Origin of the sequence: Cerasibacillus sp. (genome assembly GCF_036516575.1) — a bacterium.
Classification (GTDB): domain Bacteria; phylum Bacillota; class Bacilli; order Bacillales; family Amphibacillaceae; genus Cerasibacillus.
On sequence record NZ_DATBTY010000018.1, the window covers coordinates 1 to 21,965 of the forward strand.

The following is a 21,965-nucleotide window of genomic DNA, read 5'->3' on the forward strand; positions in this document are numbered from 1 at the left end:
CGAACCCCATCAAGAGGGGCACGCGGGATTAAAAATAACCCCAAGGCCTGCTAAGCACATAAGGGGTTATTTTTTATTGTTATGATTGGACATCATATACGCCACCAGCATCCCAAATGAAATCATTAGGGACAAGGTGAAATACATTGTTTCGTCCATAGGCATCACCCCCTTCTTGGAAACCCAAAAAGGTAAATGGTGCGCCACCCCTCATGTGAAGCCGATCTATTGTAACTTCAGTATACCATAATACCCATTAGGATAAAGGGAAATTTCTAATAATTCGCATGTTTTAGGCATGAAAAATAGACTGTCTTACACTATATAGGGAATTGCTCTATTTCATCTTTCAAGGGGATTAATATAAACTGTCTTATTATATTCGAGTTAAAGCATCTCCTAGATTTTACTTAGGACTAGTTAATGAATGGATATCTACTCCTCAATTAGTGCGGGTAATCAAGGATTATGTGAGGAGTGGAACAACCTACTCTTTGCAAATTCTAAAAAAAGCAATTAAGCAATGAGTAGAGCATTCTACCAGATGCGGTTTCACGAAAAAAGAAGTAACCATAACGGGTAGAGCTTCCCACCAGATACGAATCCGCAAAAAGAGAGAACCACAACGGGTAGCACTCTCTTAACATCATTAAAAAAAGTGCCCCCAAAAGGGAGCACCTTTTATGACCATCATTACGAGAGACTAACTTCGTCCTCTACGTTGGGCCATTGTTTCTTCGGCGATTCGGATCATACGCTTCACCATTTCGCCACCCACTTTTCCGTTCTCACGTGCAGTTGTATCGGCACCTAACTCAACATCCATTTCATTAGCGATTTCTTCTTTCATGTTGTTCACCGCGTCTTCCGCTCCAGGCACAAGCAATTGATTATTGTTGTTCCTGCGTGCCATTTGTGATCACTCCTTGTGGGATTGAATAGTTTGTTTCCTATTCATCTTTACAATGTGACAGATTCGCATGTTTATACATGGAATATAAAGCAGCCATTTTTATAGACCTGGACGATGGTCGAGGAAATTTTGATAGGCAAATCCGCGAACTTCGTCTTCTGTATAATGTTTCAATAACTCATTCATTAAATTTTCATAATGACCAGCATGCTCTAACCGATCAATATAATAACTAATCCCATCAAAGTCCGAACCGAACCCAATTTGCTTCACTCCACCTAATGCACATAAATGATCAATATGCTTAATTAAATCGGCAATCGTCGCCTCTTTGCTATCCTTATTAATAAACGGTGGATTGAATACAACATGGATAAGACCGTTTTTTTCAAACATCGCTTTAATTTGATCATCATACAGATTTCTAGGATGATCACAAAGTGCTCGAGCATTAGAATGACTCGCAATTGGGTAATCTGCTAATTCAATCATGTCCCAAAAACCGTTTACCGTTGAATGAGACACATCTGTAAACACATTATGTTCATTATTTAATTTGACAACTTCTTTACCAAGCAACGTTAGGCCACCACCACGTGGCTCACCCGCCCCGTCAGCACAAAGATTCGCATGATTCCATGTAAGACCAATTGATAAAATGCCTTCACGATAAAGCTGTCTTAACTTAACTAATTCATTGCCGAACGGATCTGCCCCTTCAAGCGTTAATATCGCTCCGACTTGATGGTCTTCCAACTTGTCGAGATCTTCCCATTTTTTAATATGGACCATATCAGGATTTTTCGCTAAAATTTCTGAATGAAATAAATCTATTTGTTCCAATAAATAGTCCCATTTTTCATAAGTCGGGATATTAGGTTCTAAAAATAAAGCAAAAAACTGAGCCATATAGTTCCCTTCTTTTAAACGATTAAAATTCGTATCTAAAGATGGACTATCTTTAAATTGTAAATGTTCGATACCGTACATTTTTCCTCTTTGAGCAAGTTGTAGCTTATATAGTGCGTCACAATGTGCATCAATGATTCTCATGATTTCACCATCCCCGAATATGTTTTTAAAAATAGCATGGAATTATTCTTCATGACGTTTCGAACACGCATCAATAAAGGCTTTAAAAATGTTCCATGACGCCTCATCGCCTGCAGCTATCATATTTTCTGGATGCCATTGCAATCCCAAAACAAAACGATGTTCTTTACTTTCAATCGCTTCAACAATTCCATCACGTGCTGTCCCACTTACTTGTAAAGGAGCCTTAACCCTTCGATTTGCTTGATGGTGGCGCGTATTCACTCGCAAAGTTTTAAGACCTGTAATTTGATGCAGTAAGCTGCTTTCTGTGACATCAACATAATGAGCTCCGTGACTAAGTGGTGCCTTCTGATTGTGTTGTAGTAAATCACGGTCTTGACATTGTGCATAAATATCTTGATACATATCACCACCAACCGTGACATTCAGGATTTGGCTGCCCCGACAAACCCCAAGAATTGGCTTATCTAGCTTTAACATTTCTTCGATAATCACCTTTTCAAATTGATCACGCTGAGGAATAACAGTTCCTAGTTTCGGATGTGGCTCCTCACCAAAATATGTCGGATCAACATCATATCCACCTGTCGCTAAAAGACCATCAATCTCACCAACAATTTGTGACACATCACTACTATCCTCATAATATGGCAACACAACCGGAATACCACCCGCTTTTAAAATTGCTTTAATATTCGCATTAGCTACCATATAATACGTTTCATCCAACTCCATCGATGGTGTTATTCCAATAATTGGTTTCATACAAATCTCCTCCTATCCCCTTATTAAACGTTTGAGCACTTCATAACAGTGCTACCCATTTTCAATTAAAAATTTATAAAAAATTCAATTGAAACTGCGTTATAATTTTACCGATTTTCTCATCACGTGCATTTAAAACCGCCTCTTCAACATATTGTTCTAACTCATTTCGAATCGATTCGTCACCGATACCTAATTGATGCAAAACTTCCATTGCCGTGACACGCGTTCCCCTTGCGTTGCCATCTTCGACCTTAATGGCTACACCAAGACCTGTTTCTTTATCCCCAAAACAATGCACAGCCTCTGCCCCACCTTTAGCAACAAGGCGCCCTTTAAAAGCTCGCATTAAATCTGTGTCAAACTGTTTTGTACCAGCGACCATTTCGGGATAATCGACCATCGCTTGACGAATTCTGTCTAAACTATGTTGACGTAACTCGTTTTTCGTATCCCAGTTTCCCGGACTTGCTAAACGGGCAAAAAGTAAAGCAACTTTATCTAATGGCAAACGATGAACAGGGACTCCACAACCATCAACAGATGTCGCTATTTTTCCCTTTGGATATCCACTAATATCTGAAATGGCATCGATAATTTGCTGTTGGTAAGGATGAGTTACATCACGATATGTATCTAATGGAAACCCTTGCTTTTTACATCCCGCTAACATTCCGGCATGTTTTCCCGAACAATTACTAAATAAAGGTGTGAGATTTCCCCCTTCTTGAATAAGCTGTTCATAACTTTCTTGATGTCTCGGGATATGTGTGCCACATTGCAAATGAGACTCCTGAAGATCAAGTTTATTTAATACAGTAGCAACCGTATCCCGATGATACAGTTCACCGATATGACTCGCGCAAAACAAGGACAATTCGCGTTCAGTTAAATCGTAAGCCTCCATAGCACTAGATTCAACAACTGGAAGCGCTTGAAACGCTTTCATTGATGAGCGTGCAAAAGTGAGTCGGTGTGGATCACCATAATAAGCGACTAATTCCCCTTTCGCTGACATAACGGCGATATGGATTTGATGTGTACTTTCAATATAATCTCCTCGATATACGAGAATGGGTTCCTTTGAATGATTCATGCTGTTCTTCCTCTCCATCTATTATGTGAAATTTATGTAAATTATACCAATAACCTATTAATAAATGCAAAATATCTTCAAATTTTTCCTGGATAGACAACTATATTACATTTAAAATAAAATTCACGATATTTGAAGTTAGGACTTTTGACCCTTGTTAATAGTAATAACATGACTATAGTGCCAAGATTGTTAATGAAGCATGAAGCATATTTTTTCAAACATGTTTCATACTAAATACCAAACTTAGCAGGAAAGAAGGAAAAACATATGTATGACTTTTTTATGCCTAACGTAAACTTTTTCGGCCGTGGGGCTGTAAAAGTAACTGGTGAACGCTGTAAAATTCTTGGTGGTAAAAAAGCACTAATCGTAACAGATGGTTTCTTACGTTCTTTACCTGGAGGTCCTGTCGAAAAAGTAACAGAATCATTAAATGAAGCAGGAATCTCTTATGCATTTTATGATGAAGTAGAACCGAATCCAAAAGACACAAATGTTAAAAACGGATTAAAAGTATTCCAGGATGAACATTGCGATTTAATTGTTACAGTTGGCGGCGGTAGTTCCCATGACTGTGGTAAAGGAATCGGAATTGCCGCAACTCATGAAGGCGATCTTTATGAAAATTATGCAGGAATTGAAACATTATCAAATCCATTACCACCAATTGTATGTGTAAATACAACAGCGGGTACTGCAAGTGAGGTAACACGTCACTGTGTGATTACAAACACAGAAAAGAAAATAAAATTCGTTATCGTTAGCTGGAGAAATACACCACTCGTATCCATTAATGACCCAGAACTAATGGTTGGTAAACCTGCTGGCTTAACAGCAGCTACTGGAATGGATGCTTTAACACATGCCATTGAATCATATGTATCTCTAGGTGCTAACCCAGTAACTGATTCAATGGCAATCCAAGCAATTAAATTAATTTCAACTAACTTACGTCAAGCTGTTGCCTATGGTAAAAACATTGAAGCGCGCGAAAACATGGCTCATGCATCACTATTAGCTGGTATGGCCTTTAACAACGCTGGTTTAGGTTATGTACATGCAATGGCTCACCAGTTAGGTGGTCTTTATGACATTCCACACGGTGTTGCAAACGCTGTGTTACTTCCACATGTTGAAGAATTCAATATTATCTCTAACCCTAAGAAATTTGCTGATATTGCAGAATTCATGGGTGAAAATATTGAAGGCTTATCTGTTCGTGAAGCAGCTGATAAAGCAATTGCCGCTATCCGTAAATTATCTGAAGATGTTAACATTCCATCTAGCTTACGTGATCTAGGTGTTAAAGAAGAAGACTTTGAAAAAATGGCGAAACTTGCTCTTGAAGATGGAAACGCAGTAAGCAACCCTATTCAAGGTAAGGAACAAGATATTGTTAACATTTTTAAAGCAGCATACTAAGAGATTGTCGTAAACAATTTTAAAAATAAATGGGACGTTCTAAAACGTCCCCAAATATCACAAGCGGAGAAATATGTCTATTTTCTCTGCTTGTTTTATATGCTGATATTTATTTTTCAAACGCATTTTAAATTATAGAGTCCTATGGGAGCTCACATGCGTTTTATTCAAGTAAGAGGGCGCATTGCCATTGCAATTTAATAGCTTAGAGCGGTTCTTTACCCTGACGACGGGTATTGAAGCTTCAATGCGTGGTCTCGTTTTGATTTTCAACGGCGAGAGGCTGGATTGAAGCTTCAATGCGATGTCTCGTTTTGATTTTCAACGGCGAGAGGCTGGATTGAAGCCTCAATGCGGTGTCTCATCATGCTTTTCAACCGCGAGAGGCTGCATTGAGGATTCAATGCGTTGTCTCGTTATGATTTTCAACCACGAGAGGCTGTGTTGAATGCTCAATGCGGTGTCTCGTTATGATTTTCTACGGCGAGAGGCTGGATTGAAGCCTCAATGCGATGTCTCATCATGCTTTTCAACCGCGAGAGGCTGTGTTGAGGCTTCAATGTGTTGTCTCATCATGCTTTTCAACCACGAGAGGCTGTGTTGAGGCTTCAATGCGATGTCTCGTTATGATTTTCAACCACGAGAGGCTGTGTTGAATACTCAATGCGTGGTCTCGTTATGCTTTTCAACCGCGAGAGGCTGTGTTGAGGCTTCAATGTGTTGTCTCATCATGCTTTTCAACCGCGAGAGGCTGCATTGAGGCTTCAATGTGTTGTCTCATCATGCTTTTCAACCACGAGAGGCTGTGTTGAGGCTTCAATGCGATGTCTCGTTATGATTTTCAACCACGAGAGGCTGTGTTGAGGCTTCAATGCGGTGTCTCGTTATGATTTTCAACCACGAGAGGCTGGATTGAGGCTTCAATGCGGTGTCTCATCATGCTTTTCAACCGCGAGAGGCTGTGTTGAGGCTTCAATGCGTTGTCTCAACAGGGTTTTCACATGTGAGGGAACGCATTGAAGCTTTAATGTCATGTCTTGCTATAATTCCTTTCCCATGAAAGTGAACGTTGACATGTCTTTTTTTCCAACATACCATTAAAAATAGAAAAAAAGCATGCCAACTCGGTCGTGAATTCGCTGATTGGGAATAAGCACATCCATTGCATATCGATTATTCTCGATATATAATAAATTTAAAATGATATGTGGTGATAAAATTGGATCTTATACGTATTTATAAAGCCTTATCCAACCCGACACGGATACAAATTTTGCAATGGTTAAAAGAACCCGAAAAACATTTTCCAGACGTATATCCAGAAGGTGTATGTGTGAGTGATATTCAAAAGAAAGTCGAGCTATCCCAATCAACCGTATCGCTTTACTTATCTATTTTACAAGATGCTGGCTTCATTCAATCAACTCGTCAAGGGCAATGGACCTATTACAAAAGAAACGAAAAACAAATCGAAGAAATCAAACAATATATGATGGATTTATAAATATGCGATTCTTAATATCCACAAAATAATTAAAATCATCACTTATATATATCGAAATTTCTAGATATGTGAGAACATATGGAAAAGATAAATTGATTTAGATGGTACTTTCAAGATATTGAATTGATTAATGGTGACGATTCAATACATGAAGCCCTAACAAATTTAAATTAACTCTGGAGTGATTGGTGATGGAAACTTTCCATAACAAGCAAGGGTATAAACGAATTTTTAAAGAAAACAAACTGACAATCGGATTATTCATTCCGATTGAAGCCTATTCAGGGAGCATTCCCTCAATGGAAAAACATATTCAAATGGCTCAAAAAGCTGAAGAATTAGGATTTGGAGCTTTATGGGTGAGAGACATCCCTCTATTTGATCCCTATTTCGGGGATGTTGGCCAAATCTATGATCCGTGGGTCTATTTAGGCTATTTGACAGCTCATACAGAAGAAATTACACTTGGAACCGGGAGCATTATTTTTCCGTTAAGACATCCGATTCATCTCGCAAAAGCCGCTGCTTCGATAGACCAACTCTCGAAAGGGCGACTTGTTTTAGGGATTGCCTCAGGTGACCGGCGGGTGGAATTTCCTGCATTTAATATTAACATTCCATCTCATGGTAAAGCCTTTCGAGAAACCTTTGATTATTTTAAGCAATTATTAAATGAAGACTTTCCAATGATTGAAAGTCAAGTTGGTCGTATTCACCGTAATGCTGGGGTGTTACCTAAGCCTTATCATAGCGATATTCCATTGATTATAACAGGGTCAAGTCGCCAGCCATTTGACTGGATTGCAGAAAACGGAGATGGTTGGATGTACTATCCAAGAAATATTCATCAACAATCACAGTCTGTACAAGCATGGCGTGAAGCAACATCTACATTTAAACCGTTTTTACAATCATTGTATATTGATTTGACAGAAGATCCTGATACGGAGCCAACTCCAATCCACCTCGGTTTCCGTCTTGGAAGAAAGCATCTTATTCATTTTTTAAAATCATTAGAACAAATTGGTGTTAACCATGTGATGCTTAACCTCAAATATAGTCAGCGCGACGCTGAAACAGTAATAGATGAATTGGCCAATGAGGTATTACCACATTTTCCATCCTTATCTTAGAAAAGACTGTGAACTGTGAAGAAAACATCTGCGGAAATACAATTCCTGTTTTTTATTTTAGGGAAAGACATATTGCATTGAGCACTGCTTAAAGTACTTATTAAGTAGGCTTTGCAATTCTGTACCCGCGGGAGTCCTGCCAACGGTACCTACTACGTTGTTTCTACAATTAAGTACCCGCGGGAACACCACCAACGGTACTTATAACGTTAATTATACATTTAAGTACCCGCGGGAACGACACCAACAGAATGTCAAACAGAAGATTGGATCTTTGAGACCCGCTAGAAAACCACCTTGTGACTTCTTGCAAAGATAAGCCGAAACGATATTAAGAATAAAATAAAACGCGATTTCCTTTAATATTGGAAATCGCGTTTTTATATAATCGCTTTTTTCTAAAGTTAGTTGAATTGGCTCTCCTTCTTATTCAATCACGATATCATTTAATTCCATTTTAGTAGAGTGAGCAATCGTATCGCCAACTGGGCATGTATTTTCAATAAATGTTACAAATTCTTCTACCTTTTCACGGGGTGCATCTGTTTTAATATGGATGTCATATTCGATTGATTGAAAGCCTGGGCGAACATCGTCAGCTTTATGTAGGAAGCCGTCTGTGTCTAACTCACCAGTTAATTCAACCCAAAAATCATCAAATTCGATTTCAAATTTCTTAGCAAACATTCTTGCTACAATTGATTGACAAGCTCCAAATGCACATAACATAAGCTCGACTGGATTCATCCCCGTATCAGTTCCACCGAGTTCTTTTGGTTCATCAATTGTAACTTCAAAATGTCTTGATTTTACTTTTACTTGTACACCTTCTTGTAAATGAGCTTTTGCATGAAATAATGATTTAGCCATATGTCTTGCCCCTCTCTTTTGTTAAAGATTTCCTTTACATCTTCAGTATACAAGAATAATGACTTGGTGAATTTGAACATTTTGTGAATCTCTTCACAAAATGTTCATTAATTAACTTAACCTTAGTCATATCAAGGCATTGGGGGGTTTTTTATATAAAAAAACACAAATCATATGTTAGGGTATGTTATATTCCTGTGATATTATGTGATGTGACGTTGCGAGTGGAATTTGGCAGCTGTTCATGAATCTGTCAATAAATAGTCAACGCTCTGTAACACTTTGTGAACGAATTAACAAATTCATCCCTTATACTATAAGTAAGTTAGTTTTCACTATGTACGTATTGTTAACTATGGTTCACACGTTACAGAAATTACATCATAAAGGAGAGAATGACAATATGGATCCACTCTGGTTAGCTAGGCTTCAATTTGCTTCTACAACCATTTTTCACTATTTCTTTGTTCCAATGTCAATTGGTCTTGCGTTAATCATTGCTATCATGCAAACGATGTATGTCGTTAAAGATGACGAGAAATACAAACGTATGACTAAATTTTGGGGAACGTTGTTTTTAATTAACTTTGCTGTCGGTGTTGTTACTGGTATTTTACAAGAATTCCAATTTGGTATGAACTGGTCAACATACTCACGATTCGTTGGTGATGTATTTGGTCCATCATTAGCAATCGAAGGTTTATTAGCTTTCTTTATGGAATCAACCTTTATCGGTTTATGGGTATTCGGCTGGGACCGCCTGTCTAAACGCGTACACTTACTTTCCGTATGGCTTGTATCCATTGGAACGATCTTATCCGCTTTTTGGATTTTAACAGCTAATTCATTTATGCAATCGCCTGTTGGATATGAATTTGCTGATGGACGTGCACAAATGGTTAGTTTCAAGGAAATTGTGACAAACCCACATTTATGGGTACAATTCCCACACGTTCTCATCTCTGCCTTTGCAACAGGTGCCTTTCTTATTGCAGGTATTAGTGCATGGAAAATTACAAAAAAACACGATGTCGATCTGTTTAAAAAATCATTTAAAATCTCGATTATCGTAGCCGCTATTTCATCATTATTCATTATCGTAACAGGTCATAACCAAGCACAGCATTTAGTCCAATCACAACCGATGAAGCTGGCTGCAGCAGAAGCACTGTGGGAAAACAGTGGTGACCCTGCTCCATTTACAGTGGTTGCAAGTATTGATAGTGAAAATCAAAAAAATAACTGGCAACTCGACATTCCATATGTCCTTAGTATCTTGTCATACAATAAGTTTAGTGGGTCTGTTCAAGGGATAAATGAATTACAAAAAGAATATGAAGAAAAATATGGCCCTGGAAATTATGTTCCACCAGTTAAAACAGTATTCTGGAGTTTCCGTGCCATGGCACTTTCGGGAACATTGATGTTAATCTTAGCTATTTATGGTTGGTTCGCAACAAGAAAAGACCAACTTGAAAAACATACCCGCTTCTTAAAATTAATGGTCTGGTCGATTGCACTACCGTTTATTGCTAATACAGTCGGTTGGTTAATGACTGAACTTGGTCGTCAACCATGGGTTGTCTTTGGCATTATGAAAACAGAAGATGCTGTCTCACCAACTGTGACAGCAAATGAAGTGCTCTTCTCACTCATTTCATTTAATACAATTTACGCTATTTTAGGAGCAGTATTAGTTTACCTCTTCGTTCAGCATATTAAAAAGAATGGTGAAGATAATAAGCAAGCACCAATCACAACTGATCCATTTAGTAAGGAGGGAACCGAAGTTGTCTCTTAATGAAATTTGGTTCATATTAATCGCAGTTTTATTTACTGGTTTCTTTATCTTGGAAGGGTTTGATTTTGGTGTTGGCACTGTCGCTCGATTTTTAGGTAAAAATGATATAGAAAAACGGGTGTATATTAATACAATTGGACCTTTTTGGGATGCGAATGAGGTTTGGCTTATCACTGCCGGTGGAGCTATGTTTGCCGCTTTTCCACATTGGTACGCAACGATGTTTAGTGGGTTTTATATCCCACTTGTACTCATGCTACTTGCCCTAATTATACGTGGTGTAGCCTTTGAATTTAGAAGTAAAGTAGCAAATCCTAAATGGCGGAACACTTGGGATTGGGGAATCTTTATCGGTAGCTTTTTACCTCCTATCTTATGGGGAGTCGTCCTCGCAAACTTTATGACGGGGATGCCAATTGATGCAGATAAGGAAATGGTCGGTGGCTTCTTACAATTCTTACATCCATTTGCCTTACTCGGCGGTGTGATGTTCTTACTCGTCACAACCCAACACGGGCTACAATTCATTACTTTAAAAACAGAAGGTAAATTACAAGAACGTGCACGTAAAGTAGCAAATATATTAGCGCCATTTACATTAATCGCCGTATTACTCTTCGCTGTTATTGGGTATATTAAAACTGATATTTTCACATACCATGGGAATTTCTGGGTGATTCTACCAATCTTAACATGGGTCGTCCTCCTCTATGGTACAATGCTTAACCGTAAGAAAAAAGATGGACTTGCTTTTACAATGACAAGTCTAACCATTCTATTTTTAAGTGCTAGTATTTTTATCGGGATGTTCCCGCGCGTGATGATCAGTTCGATTAATGACATGTATAGCTTAACTGTCCAAACAGCATCTTCAGGCAGTTATACTTTAAAAACAATGCTGATTGCCACGATTATCTTTTTACCATTTGTATTAGCTTATCAAACATGGAGTTACTTCGTCTTCCGTAAACGAGTAACGAAAAAGGATGTCACTTATTAATGAAACGGCAAAAAGGTCTTCCAAATTATCCTGGTAGTAAAATTGTATATATCTTATTAGGAAGCCTATCCATACTTGAAGCAATAGGGACCATTGCCCAAGCCATCTTTTTGGCTCGGGCAATCACCTATTTATTTAAAGGTCAGGCATTAACTGATGTTATGACTGATTTCTTATTCTTTTTTATTGCCTTCATACTAAAACATAGTATTTCTCTCTTACAACAATATGTAGCGGAAAAGTTTGCCGAACGAATCGGTAAAAACTTACGAGCTGAGCTCATTCAGACATATGTCAAAAATGGCCGCGGTTTCGTTCAACGATTAGGCACAGGGCGGTTAGTGACACTAGCTATTGAAGGAATTGACAACCTGAAAAACTATTTAACCTTAGCTATTCCGCGCATCATTCGTACAATGATTATCCCTGCCCTTATTGTTATATATATTTTTACACTTGATAAAAAATCGGCCGTCATTCTAATTGTAACGGTACCGATTGTTATCGTATTCATGATTTTACTCGGCATTGCCGCTCAAAAGATGGCCGATAGTCAGTATGCGACATATCGTGTTTTATCTAATCACTTTATTGATTCATTAAAAGGATTAGAAACATTAAAATACCTTGGTCAAAGCTTAAAACATGAAGCTAAAGTCGGACGTGTCAGTGAACAATATCGTAAAGCAACAATGCGTACCTTACGCGTCGCATTTTTATCATCATTTGCACTTGATTTTTTCACAAGTTTATCGATTGCTTTCGTTGCTGTCAGTCTCGGCTTTCGATTAATTGATGGTACGACAGATTTATTACCAGCCCTAACGATACTTGTCTTAGCACCAGAGTATTTTTTACCCATTCGTCAAGTCGGTAAAGATTATCATGCAACATTAGATGGGCAAGTAGCGATGGATGAAATTGATACAATTTTAGCTCAACCTATAGAAAAAGAACGCGTAACAAAACCAATTAAGTGGAACTCATCAAGTACACTTGAACTTAAACAAGTACGTGTTGAAAAGGATGAACACGTTTTATTAGATAACATCAGTTTCTCCTGTTCTCATCATGGGATGGTAGGCATTGTCGGTGCTAGTGGTGCTGGAAAATCAACACTCATTCATGTTCTCGCTGGCTTTATTAAACCGACAAATGGCACGATGACGGTCAACGATGAATTAGTAAATTCATTTAATCGTGACGATTGGTTAAATTATATCGCTTATATTCCACAACACCCGTATATTTTTCCGATGTCATTAGCTGATAATATTCGCTTTTATGATCCAGAGGCGACGGATGAACAAGTAGCTAAAGTGATTGAGAAAATTGGGCTATCATCTTTTGTTCAAGATCTTCCTAACGGCATTCACGAAAAAATTGGTGAAGGAGCTCGTGAATTAAGTGGCGGTCAAGAACAACGAATTGCTATGGCGCGCGCACTACTAAGCAAAAAGCCCATTTTGTTATTAGATGAACCAACAGCACATTTAGATATTGAGACTGAGTATGAAATCAAACAATTAATGCTAGATATATTTAAAGATAAGCTCGTTTTCTTAGCGACACATCGCTATCATTGGATGAAAGATATGGATCACCTCCTCGTGATTGATGATGGTCGCTTAATTGAACATGGAACACATAACGAACTAATCGCTAAAAATGGACATTATGTCAATTTAACGAGGGTGGTGAATTAGGATGAAGGATTGGGTAAAGCCGTATATAAAGCAATATAAGGGAAGAATGTTCTTTGCGATATTACTTGGGGCACTCGGCGTAGCTTCTGGAGCGATGCTACTCTTTACGTCTGGATACCTGATTTCTAAATCCGCTCTCCAACCTGAAAATGTCATGCTCGTTTATGTCCCAATTGTTGCTGTGAGAGCTTTTAGTATCGGTCAAGCTGCTTTTCCCTATGCTGAAAAACTCGTCAGCCATGATTTAGTCTTACGGATTTTAGCCCATATGCGAAAGCGACTTTACCATATTGTTGAGCCACAAGCCTTGTTTTTACGTTCGCGTTATCAAACAGGAGACCTTCTTGGGGTACTCTCGGATGATATCGAACATTTACAAGACTTATATCTACGCTCCATTATTCCGAGTGTCATTGGTGTCTTTATTTATGCTGTATTTATTATAGTTATCGGCATCTTTGATATACCATTTGCCTTGATGATGCTCTTTTTACTCGGCGTGATCGTCTTTTTAATTCCGTGGCTTTCATTTACGATGACAAGAAAAAATCATCTCGTCATAAAAAAAGAGCGCCAAACACTATATGGACAATTAACTGATGCGATTTTTGGATTAACGGATTGGCAAGCAAGTGGGCGGACAACTGACTTATTAAAAGCCCAACAACAAAACGATGCAAAACTTTTACAAACAGAACGTCATCTACAAAACTGGGAACGAATGCGCAACGCCATGATTCAACTTGTTATCGGCATCGCTGTTATCTTAATGCTCATTTGGGCCAATAAACAAGCTGGTTTAGAAACAATTACTCCCACATTGATTGCGGCGTTTACTTTAATGATCATGTCCATTACAGATGCACTAGCACCAATATCAGATGCCGTTGAACATTTGCCAAGTTATACAGATTCCGTTCAGCGGATTAAACGTGTTGAACATAGTCATCTGCCACTTGATTTTCCAAAAGACGAAACATGGGATCATTCGCAAGATGCAACAATCGTTCTTAATGAGGTCAGTTATCATTATCCAAACGCTCAGAGAAATGTCATTGATTCAATGTCATTAACGATTCCTGTTGGAAAGAAAATTGCCGTCTTAGGTAAAAGTGGCACTGGTAAATCAACCTTATTAAAACTTTTAGCTGGGGTGTTAGAACCAACTCACGGAAAAATTACAGTCGGAGGAAAACCGATGCATAGTGGATTGCTTTCCCAAGCGGTAGCGGTTTTGAATCAGAAGCCACATTTATTTAATACAACGATTGAAAATAATATTCGAATTGGTAACCCACATGCAAGTGATGCGGCGATTCAAAACGTCGTTGACCAGGCACAATTAACTGAACTCATTGACTCATTGCCAAAAGGATTACAAACATCAGTTGAGGAGCTAGGAAACCGCTTCTCAGGTGGTGAGAGACAACGGATTGCTTTTGCCCGTGTTCTTCTGCAAAACACACCGATTATTTTAGTTGATGAAGCTACAGTCGGACTTGACCCGCAAACAGAAAGGGAATTGCTTGAAACTGTTTTTAAAGCTACGACGAATAAAACCGTTATTTGGGTCACCCACCATTTAGCCGGTGCACATATGATGGATGAGATACTATTTTTACGTCATGGTAAAATTTATATCCAAGGTAGCCATACAGAGTTGTTAACAACGAATGATTATTATAAAAAGCTTTACGCAATGGATCTTGGGTAACAAAGAAAAGCACGCTTTCTGATATATTGCCCTTATTAATCAGAAGACGTGCTTTTCGTTTAGAATGGAAAGAAAAACGGAATCGCGATGATCATAACGACAGTTAAGACGAGTTGCAGAACGACACCAATTTTTGCAAAGTCTTTAAAAGTATAGCCACCTGCATTCATAACAAGTGCATTCGTTGGCGAAGCAACAGGTGTCGCAAAGGCCATACTCGCTGAAATAGCAACTGCTATAACAAATGGATACGGACTTACACCTAGACTTACTGCTGTTGTCATTGCAATCGGAGCAAATAAAACAGCCGTTGCTGTATTACTAATGAATTGACTAAGTGTCATCGTTAACAAATAAAATCCAGTTAAAACAGCATATGGTCCATAATCACCTAATATATTGAGAAGTGCTTCACTAACGACGAGTACGCCACCCGTTTTCTCAAGTGCTGTAGCCATTGGAAGCATAGCAGCAATAAGAAAAACGGACTCCCAATTAATCGTTCGGTAAGCATCACTTGTCGAGCGAACACAGCCGGTAACAATCATTAAAAAGGCAGACAGTAAAACAGTAACAACAGGGTCTAACCATTCAAATGTCATAAGTAGAAGCATCAATAACATAATCGCACCAGCAATGGGTGCCTTCCCCCTAGCAATTGCGGTTGTCGCTTTTTGCGATACTTTTCCAACGACAACAACATCATCGATCATCTCTGACAACATTTCCATATCATCCCATTTCCCATAGACGAGTAAAGCATCTCCCGGGCGTAAGCACTGTTTGGCTGCATCTTTTAATATATAATAACCGTTAAGATTAAGAGCTAACACATTACAGCGATATTTTTTCCGAAAATGAATATCACGCAAGGTTTTATTTTTGAATTTAGATTGTGGTGCGATTAGAATTTCAGTTAAACCAAATTCCCGAGACAGAAAGCGCTCCTTCACTTCAGTCCGCTCTGTAATATCACGTAAGCCATATTCTTTAATCATCGCCTCAGCTTGTCCAAAGACAAGCACTTGATCCCCCGCTTGAAAAGTTGTATGTGTTTTAGGAACAACAACATGAGCTCCATTACCGAATAGTTGCAGACCATCAGATTCTTTTCTCTCAAATGATATAACAGTTACATCAAATCTTCCTGTTAAATCAAGCCCAATAAGTGATTTACCGATGATTGGTGATGTATCTGGGACTTCAATTAAATATAATAAATGATTGATATTATAAATACCGACAAGTTCTTGTCCTGTTTGTTCTTCATTCATTTGCTGCTGCATATGCTGATGATTTGGTAACATCCTTTGACCAATCCATGTCATAAATAATATCCCAGTAATAAAAGCTACAAGACCAACCGGAGTAAAACCAAAGAAATGTAGTGGTTCATAACCATGTTCTTTTAGTAAGCCATTGACAACAAGGTTTGGCGGTGTTCCGATCATCGTTAATACGCCACCTAAACTACTAGCAAAAGCTAATGGAATGAGTAATTTCGATGGACTTGTTTTTAGACTAACTGCCATACTCATAACAACTGGAAGTAATACAGCGACTGTTCCCGTATTACTCATAAAAGCACTGAAGACACCAACCGTCACCATGATAATGACAAGCAAGCGCCCTTCGTGATTACCACCCAATTTTAATAACTGATTGCCCAGCATTTTAGCTAAACCTGTATTAAATATTCCTGCTCCTACAATGAATAAACCCGCAATCATCACGACAACTGAATTTGAAAAACCAGATAATGCCTCATTTGGTGTAATAATATCTGCTATGATAAGCACAAGTAAGGCACCAATCGCTATAAGGTCTGAGCGAATTTTTCCATGAATAAAAAAAGCTGTTGCTATACCTAAGGTCAAAAATGTTGTGAGCATATCCGTATTCATTTTTACCCCTGCTTTCTTCCACAAGCCATCCATACATTATTCACATGTCCTATATTAGTATATTCGACACAAACAGGAAAATATTAAATTAAATATGTGACTCTTACTAGCTAACATGTTACAGTTTAACTATACAATTTTGATAGGACTTGTTTTTATAGGAGAGGAAAACATGAAACTAATTGCGACGGATTTAGACGGAACATTATTAAATGAGCTTGGCCAAGTAAGTCCAGAAAATGCTGCAGCGATTAAACAAGCCTTAAAGGCAGGCATTGAGGTTATTGTAGCGACAGGAAGAGCGTATGAAACAGCTGTACCTGAATTAGAAGCTGTTGGTTTACATCTACCAATGATTACGTTAAACGGTGCTGTTGTATTTTCAGAGAACCATGAAAAAATCAATGACATCCCACTTGATAAGGAGCTCGCTCAGCAAATTGCTAAGAGCTGCCAGGAAAATGACATTTATTTCGAAGTTTTCTCAAGTAAGGGCGTTTTTTCAACAAGTCGGGAATACTTTACCCAAGTTGTGATTGATATCGTTAAAACATCAAACCCTGATGTTTCAACTGAAGAAATTAAAGAGCGGATTGACGATCGCTTTCGAGCAGAGAATGTCCAATTTACGACAGATTATGAAGCGATTTTAAAAAATCCTGACATTGATATTTATAAAGTACTTGCTTTTTCACCAGATGAAACGTCATTAGCCCAAATAAAAGCGGCGTATCAACATGTCGATTCATTAGCAATCACCGCTTCTGCTAGTGTCAATCTTGAGTTTAATCATCGCGATGCCCAAAAAGGTATCGCTTTAAAAGCCTTCGCCGAATCTAAAGGAATTGATCTGCAAGATGTCATGGCCATCGGTGACAATTATAATGATCTATCAATGCTAAAAATCGCGGGCCATAGTGTCGCTATGGAAAATGCTGATGACGAGATTAAAGCTCACTGTGATACCGTTACAAAACGAAATGATGAAAATGGCGTCGCCCATGCAATTCAAAAGGTATTGGAGAAGAGATAATTTTATATTGAAGCGACGCTTGGGAGTTGCGAGATAGATGAGGAGCAGCTAGTGAATTTCGTCTATGATCTAGGCTGCTTTTAATTCAGATTGAATTTTTCCTCGATTTTTGAATCTATTTGAAGCTCTACTTGTTACTAGTTGTGCCTTTTCCTGTTGTTTGGATAAAGTAGTAGAATCTACTCCACACTTAATCTACTTTTTGCAAGAGTTCGTGTGGAGTACAGAGCTACACTCCTTACCGTTGACGCTTTTCTCAGGAAACCACACGGAGTACAGAACACCACTCCTCACCGTTGAAGCTTTTCTCAAGAAATCGTGCGGAGTACAGAGCTACACCCCTCACCGTTGACGCTTTTCTCAGGGAACCGTGCGGAGTACAGAACACCACTCCTCACCGTTGACGCTTTTCTCAAGAAATCGTGCGGAGTACAGAACACCACTCCTCACAGTTGACGCTTTTCTCAGGAAACCATGCGGAGTACAGAGCCACACTCCTCACCGATGACGCTTTTCTCAAGAAACCATGCAGAGTACAGAGCCACACTCCTCACCGATGACGCTTTTCTCTAGAGACCATGCGGAGTGAAGGATTCTTTTCGCTGCGGTTTTTATTTTTTATCTTAATCGCATCGGATAGTGGGCCCCACTTGTTACAGAATTCAGATCCAATAAACCACTACATAAACATAAATAATAAAGAGACCGAAACCAGTTATAATTGGCTTCGGTCTTCTAATTTATAGCCCCTTTAATTACTCAGACACGCGAACAGTAAAGTCTGCTAATAGTCGTGTACCGAATCCTGTAGCGGAGTTTGCGTAATATCCATTTTCTGTACTTTCCATAACACCGGCAATATCGACATGCGCCCATTTTGTATTTTCTGGAACGAAATGACGCAAGAATAATGCCGCAGTAATTGAGCCAGCTTCACCTTTGTTACTAATATTACAAATATCAGCATAAGAGCTTTTCAGATAGCTTTCATAAGCATCAACGAGTGGCATTGGCCAGTTGAAATCACCGTTTTCATCACCAATATCCTTCATAAGATTCAGTAGTTCTTGTTCACCAAATACACCGGCCATTTTCGAGCCTAACGCAGCCCAAATCGCACCTGTTAATGTTGCAATATCAACGACATAATCCGCTTCTAATTCGCCCGCACGGATTAAACCATCTGCTAAAATGAGGCGACCTTCTGCATCGGTATTACCAATTTGCACGGTTTTGCCATTTTTATATTTAATGACTTCACCTGGTAAAACGGACGATTGGTCAATGTTATTTTCAACCATTGGAATGAGTGCAACGACATTAACTTTTGCTTCTGATTCAGAAAGCAACTTCATCGCTCCAGAAACTGCAGCCGCTCCTCCCATATCCATCCGCATATCACTAAGATTTCGTGAGCCTTTCAAACTAATACCACCTGTATCAAAGGTCACACCTTTTCCTACGAGAGCCACTAACGGTTTAGAAGAATCACTACAATATTTTAATTCGACGAAACGCGGTTCATATTGACTCCCTTGCCCAACAGTTAAAACACCGTTCATTTCACGCTTTTCAAGTTCAGCTTTATCAAAAACAGTTACCTCAACAGCTGAGTCTTTAAATTCTTCTTGAAGACGTGTTGGAAATGTTTCTGGATTTAATACGTTTGACAACTCATTCATTAAATCGCGAGCAAAAGCAGTCGCATCAGCACGAATCTCCCCCGCTTTAACAATTTCACTGCCGTCACCTTTAACTGATAGAGTAGGCTTAATAGTATCTTTTTTAGATTGATATGTATTAAATGAATAGTTTCCTAGATTCCAACCTTCAACAAAAGCTGTTACCACTTGATCATCTGCTAAATCAACATATTCATTTAATACAGATTGCTCAACTTCTACTTCTGTTACCTTTTGTTTACCGAGATGACGTGCAATCGAACCGGCTGTCATACGCACATGTTCTGTCGTTTTTTTCTTTTCTTCGACTGATTTCAAAACAGCGACTACACCTTCAGAAAGTGTCACAGTTACATAATCTCCGGATTGTTTGGCAACATAATCTTTTAAGACAGCTTGCTCCTGAATCCGTTTATCCGTTTCCAAGATAATCTGAGCTTTCATAGTAAATTCCTCCCCTAATATATAATTATATTCTAGTATATACTATTTCGCTTTCCGAATGAATAGATTTCTTCGTACTCATAAATTTTATTTCTTTGGCTACCATGATAATGTGCTACAATTATTGTTGTGAAAATAGTTGCAAAGTCTCCTTTTAACATTTAAAATAGCCTCTTGTAGTTCAAAAAAACACCATATGAAAAATAGGAGGGATGAAAGATGGCGAAAATAGTCAGAGATGTGGCACTAGTCATCATTGGTTCATTCATATTTGCTTTCGGGATTAATTATTTCGCAATTCCAAACCGCTTGTCCGAAGGTGGTGTCATTGGGATTACGATGATTACATATTACTTATTTGCATGGTCACCAGGAATTGTAAATTTTGTATTGAATGCATCGCTCTTGGCAGTTGGTTATAAGTATTTTACGAAACGAACCATGTTTTACACGATTATTTCGATCATATTTTCATCACTATTCCTCCATTTTACAGTTGATATTGGAAAAGGAATTAATGATGATACATTATTAGCAGCTTTATTTGCTGGGTTGACTGTCGGACTTGGTCTTGGCTTGATTTTCCGAGCTGGGGGGACATCTGGTGGCTCTGCGATATTAGCCCAATTAGGGAATCAACTTCTTGGCTGGAGTGTCGGTAAAGGAATGTTGATTATTGATGTGTTGGTCATATTCGCTTCAGCATTTATTATTGGACAGGAAAAAGCGATGTACACTTTAGTATCAGTCTATGTTGGTGCCAAAATTATCGATATTGTCATTGAAGGTGCCAATATTCGCGTCGCCGTCTTAATTATTTCCTCGCAACCTGAACAAATATTAACAGAAGTGACAAATAAAATGGCCCGTGGACTCACCGTTTTAGAAGGACGTGGTGGCTACACAAAAACAAATAAAGAAGTTCTTTACATCGTTATTAATAAACAAGAAATTGTCCAATTGAAAAAAATAATTGAAGAAATTGATCCGAATGCTTATATTACGACCCATAATGTTCAAGAAATTGGACGTGCAGGGTATAAAGGAGCAAAATAAAAAAACCCGCCTATGATCTAACTGTTCCCCTCTGGAAAGAGAGGCGAACGGTCAGCATCATGCGGGAATTTTTTTTAAGCAATAATGGGCCATTTTTTACGTTGTGCTACTTTTTCAAGATCTGATTTTGGATTAACAACGACTGGATAGTTAGCATATTCGAATAATGGTAAATCACTCTTACTATCAGCATAGGCCCAAACTGTATCATCTGCTAATAAGCCCTGGCGCTTTTTGTGATAAATCCATTCTCTTACTTTCCTTACTTTTTCATCGCCATTAACAATCGTTCCTATTTCACCTGTACAGATACCGTTCGGATAATATCCTAGTTCTGTTCCAATTATCTCTACATCTAGGCCGATTTTTTTTACAAACGCTTTTAAAAATGGCCGTAGCGCTCCAGAAAGGATAACGACATGATCACCTTTTTGTTGATGTTCACGAACTAGGTTAACTAATTCATAATGGATATCTTTTTCACCAATGTCAACTAATTTTTCAAAAAAGTGGTCCAATTCTGCTTCTGTTTTTCCTCTAAACGTTCTCGCAAAGCCTTTAAAGAATTGATGTCGAAACGCATTCATTCCTTTTGTTGCCCCTAATGCTAGAGCCATGGTTAAATGACGATAAACAGTTGTCCATTCTCTGTACGTAAATTCTTTCTGACCAGCTGCAAACATAACATTAAACGAATTTCCTTGAAATAAAGTTCCATCAAAATCTACGGTTACGACAGCCATTATGCCACTCCTTTAACATCCGTTATCTTGTATTATAAACCATGCTAACAATTTTATTACCGAACTGCAATAATAAGAGTTCGTTATATTCTGAAATGTACTTTTTAAAGAAAAAAGGGA

At 38.4% G+C, this 21,965-nt stretch carries 17 protein-coding genes; 9 read left to right on the plus strand and 8 right to left on the minus strand.

Annotated features, from left to right (window positions below):
• Nucleotides 1–703: 703 nt before the first annotated feature.
• The 4 genes from VIG73_RS02865 to VIG73_RS02880 all read right to left on the minus strand — a co-directional run bounded on the left by VIG73_RS02865 (nucleotide 704) and on the right by VIG73_RS02880 (nucleotide 3,830).
• Nucleotides 704–913: an alpha/beta-type small acid-soluble spore protein gene (locus tag VIG73_RS02865; RefSeq protein WP_331639041.1), complete on the minus strand. Its 210-nt coding sequence runs from the start codon at nucleotides 911–913 to the stop codon at nucleotides 704–706.
• 99 nt (nucleotides 914–1,012) lie between these two features.
• Nucleotides 1,013–1,966: a dipeptidase gene (locus tag VIG73_RS02870; RefSeq protein ID WP_331639042.1), complete on the minus strand. Its 954-nt coding sequence runs from the start codon at nucleotides 1,964–1,966 to the stop codon at nucleotides 1,013–1,015.
• A 42-nt stretch (nucleotides 1,967–2,008) separates the two neighbouring features.
• Complete coding sequence (locus VIG73_RS02875; protein ID WP_331639043.1) at nucleotides 2,009–2,734, minus strand: gamma-glutamyl-gamma-aminobutyrate hydrolase family protein; 726 nt, start codon at nucleotides 2,732–2,734, stop codon at nucleotides 2,009–2,011.
• Between the two features lie 73 nt (nucleotides 2,735–2,807).
• Nucleotides 2,808–3,830, minus strand: a complete 1,023-nt coding sequence (locus VIG73_RS02880; protein WP_331639044.1) for an asparaginase — start codon at nucleotides 3,828–3,830, stop codon at nucleotides 2,808–2,810.
• A gap of 270 nt (nucleotides 3,831–4,100) precedes the next feature.
• Here VIG73_RS02880 and VIG73_RS02885 point away from each other — a divergent pair, with 270 nt between their 5' ends.
• The 3 genes from VIG73_RS02885 to VIG73_RS02895 all read left to right on the plus strand — a co-directional run bounded on the left by VIG73_RS02885 (nucleotide 4,101) and on the right by VIG73_RS02895 (nucleotide 7,892).
• Entirely contained in the window at nucleotides 4,101–5,255 is a 1,155-nt protein-coding gene (locus VIG73_RS02885; RefSeq protein ID WP_331639045.1) for an iron-containing alcohol dehydrogenase, read from the plus strand.
• A 1,219-nt stretch (nucleotides 5,256–6,474) separates the two neighbouring features.
• The gene (locus VIG73_RS02890) at nucleotides 6,475–6,759 is read left to right on the plus strand and encodes a metalloregulator ArsR/SmtB family transcription factor (protein WP_331639046.1); all 285 of its coding nucleotides are present in this window, start codon (nucleotides 6,475–6,477) and stop codon (nucleotides 6,757–6,759) included.
• A 191-nt stretch (nucleotides 6,760–6,950) separates the two neighbouring features.
• The gene (locus VIG73_RS02895; protein ID WP_331639047.1) at nucleotides 6,951–7,892 is read left to right on the plus strand and encodes an LLM class oxidoreductase; all 942 of its coding nucleotides are present in this window, start codon (nucleotides 6,951–6,953) and stop codon (nucleotides 7,890–7,892) included.
• A 426-nt stretch (nucleotides 7,893–8,318) separates the two neighbouring features.
• Here VIG73_RS02895 and VIG73_RS02900 read toward each other — a convergent pair whose 3' ends face one another.
• Entirely contained in the window at nucleotides 8,319–8,762 is a 444-nt protein-coding gene (locus VIG73_RS02900) for an OsmC family protein (protein ID WP_331639048.1), read from the minus strand.
• Nucleotides 8,763–9,165: 403 nt separating this feature from the next.
• On the opposite strand from VIG73_RS02900, the gene VIG73_RS02905 reads away from it, so the two are divergent.
• From VIG73_RS02905 to cydC, 4 genes are read left to right on the plus strand one after another with little or no spacing between them, the layout of a single operon-like run.
• Nucleotides 9,166–10,563, plus strand: coding sequence for a cytochrome ubiquinol oxidase subunit I (locus VIG73_RS02905; RefSeq protein ID WP_331639049.1), 1,398 nt, complete (start codon nucleotides 9,166–9,168; stop codon nucleotides 10,561–10,563).
• A 4-nt stretch (nucleotides 10,564–10,567) separates the two neighbouring features.
• Complete coding sequence (gene cydB, locus VIG73_RS02910) at nucleotides 10,568–11,563, plus strand: cytochrome d ubiquinol oxidase subunit II (RefSeq protein ID WP_331639133.1); 996 nt, start codon at nucleotides 10,568–10,570, stop codon at nucleotides 11,561–11,563.
• Nucleotides 11,563–13,269: a thiol reductant ABC exporter subunit CydD gene (gene cydD / locus VIG73_RS02915; RefSeq protein WP_331639050.1), complete on the plus strand. Its 1,707-nt coding sequence runs from the start codon at nucleotides 11,563–11,565 to the stop codon at nucleotides 13,267–13,269. Before cydB ends, cydD begins: the two co-directional genes overlap by 1 nt.
• A 1-nt stretch (nucleotide 13,270) precedes the next feature.
• Nucleotides 13,271–14,983, plus strand: a complete 1,713-nt coding sequence (cydC, locus tag VIG73_RS02920; protein WP_331639051.1) for a thiol reductant ABC exporter subunit CydC — start codon at nucleotides 13,271–13,273, stop codon at nucleotides 14,981–14,983.
• Between the two features lie 59 nt (nucleotides 14,984–15,042).
• Here the strand turns inward: cydC and VIG73_RS02925 are convergent, their stop codons facing one another.
• Entirely contained in the window at nucleotides 15,043–16,887 is a 1,845-nt protein-coding gene (locus VIG73_RS02925; RefSeq protein WP_331639052.1) for an SLC13 family permease, read from the minus strand.
• 172 nt (nucleotides 16,888–17,059) lie between these two features.
• Here VIG73_RS02925 and VIG73_RS02930 point away from each other — a divergent pair, with 172 nt between their 5' ends.
• Nucleotides 17,060–17,920 carry a Cof-type HAD-IIB family hydrolase gene (locus VIG73_RS02930; RefSeq protein ID WP_331639053.1) on the plus strand — a complete coding sequence of 287 codons (861 nt, stop codon included), beginning with the start codon at nucleotides 17,060–17,062 and terminating at the stop codon, nucleotides 17,918–17,920.
• A 755-nt stretch (nucleotides 17,921–18,675) separates the two neighbouring features.
• Here VIG73_RS02930 and VIG73_RS02935 read toward each other — a convergent pair.
• The gene (locus VIG73_RS02935; RefSeq protein ID WP_331639054.1) at nucleotides 18,676–20,046 is read right to left on the minus strand and encodes a leucyl aminopeptidase family protein; all 1,371 of its coding nucleotides are present in this window, start codon (nucleotides 20,044–20,046) and stop codon (nucleotides 18,676–18,678) included.
• A 219-nt stretch (nucleotides 20,047–20,265) separates the two neighbouring features.
• On the opposite strand from VIG73_RS02935, the gene VIG73_RS02940 reads away from it, so the two are divergent.
• Nucleotides 20,266–21,102, plus strand: a complete 837-nt coding sequence (locus tag VIG73_RS02940; RefSeq protein ID WP_331639055.1) for a YitT family protein — start codon at nucleotides 20,266–20,268, stop codon at nucleotides 21,100–21,102.
• A gap of 74 nt (nucleotides 21,103–21,176) precedes the next feature.
• On the opposite strand, the gene VIG73_RS02945 is transcribed toward VIG73_RS02940, so the two are convergent.
• Entirely contained in the window at nucleotides 21,177–21,845 is a 669-nt protein-coding gene (locus VIG73_RS02945; RefSeq protein WP_331639056.1) for an HAD family hydrolase, read from the minus strand.
• Between the last annotated feature and the right edge of the window lie 120 nt (nucleotides 21,846–21,965).

Bases quoted from the DNA above. Each gene is read 5' to 3' on its own strand.
- VIG73_RS02865 (WP_331639041.1), bottom strand. From the start codon at position 913: ATGGCACGCAGGAACAACAATAATCAATTGCTTGTGCCTGGAGCGGAA.
- VIG73_RS02870 (WP_331639042.1), bottom strand. From the start codon at position 1,966: ATGAGAATCATTGATGCACATTGTGACGCACTATATAAGCTACAACTT.
- VIG73_RS02875 (WP_331639043.1), bottom strand. From the start codon at position 2,734: ATGAAACCAATTATTGGAATAACACCATCGATGGAGTTGGATGAAACG.
- VIG73_RS02880 (WP_331639044.1), bottom strand. From the start codon at position 3,830: ATGAATCATTCAAAGGAACCCATTCTCGTATATCGAGGAGATTATATT.
- VIG73_RS02885 (WP_331639045.1), top strand. From the start codon at position 4,101: ATGTATGACTTTTTTATGCCTAACGTAAACTTTTTCGGCCGTGGGGCT.
- VIG73_RS02895 (WP_331639047.1), top strand. From the start codon at position 6,951: ATGGAAACTTTCCATAACAAGCAAGGGTATAAACGAATTTTTAAAGAA.
- VIG73_RS02900 (WP_331639048.1), bottom strand. From the start codon at position 8,762: ATGGCTAAATCATTATTTCATGCAAAAGCTCATTTACAAGAAGGTGTA.
- VIG73_RS02905 (WP_331639049.1), top strand. From the start codon at position 9,166: ATGGATCCACTCTGGTTAGCTAGGCTTCAATTTGCTTCTACAACCATT.
- cydD (WP_331639050.1), top strand. From the start codon at position 11,563: ATGAAACGGCAAAAAGGTCTTCCAAATTATCCTGGTAGTAAAATTGTA.
- cydC (WP_331639051.1), top strand. From the start codon at position 13,271: ATGAAGGATTGGGTAAAGCCGTATATAAAGCAATATAAGGGAAGAATG.
- VIG73_RS02925 (WP_331639052.1), bottom strand. From the start codon at position 16,887: ATGAATACGGATATGCTCACAACATTTTTGACCTTAGGTATAGCAACA.
- VIG73_RS02930 (WP_331639053.1), top strand. From the start codon at position 17,060: ATGAAACTAATTGCGACGGATTTAGACGGAACATTATTAAATGAGCTT.
- VIG73_RS02935 (WP_331639054.1), bottom strand. From the start codon at position 20,046: ATGAAAGCTCAGATTATCTTGGAAACGGATAAACGGATTCAGGAGCAA.
- VIG73_RS02940 (WP_331639055.1), top strand. From the start codon at position 20,266: ATGGCGAAAATAGTCAGAGATGTGGCACTAGTCATCATTGGTTCATTC.
- VIG73_RS02945 (WP_331639056.1), bottom strand. From the start codon at position 21,845: ATGGCTGTCGTAACCGTAGATTTTGATGGAACTTTATTTCAAGGAAAT.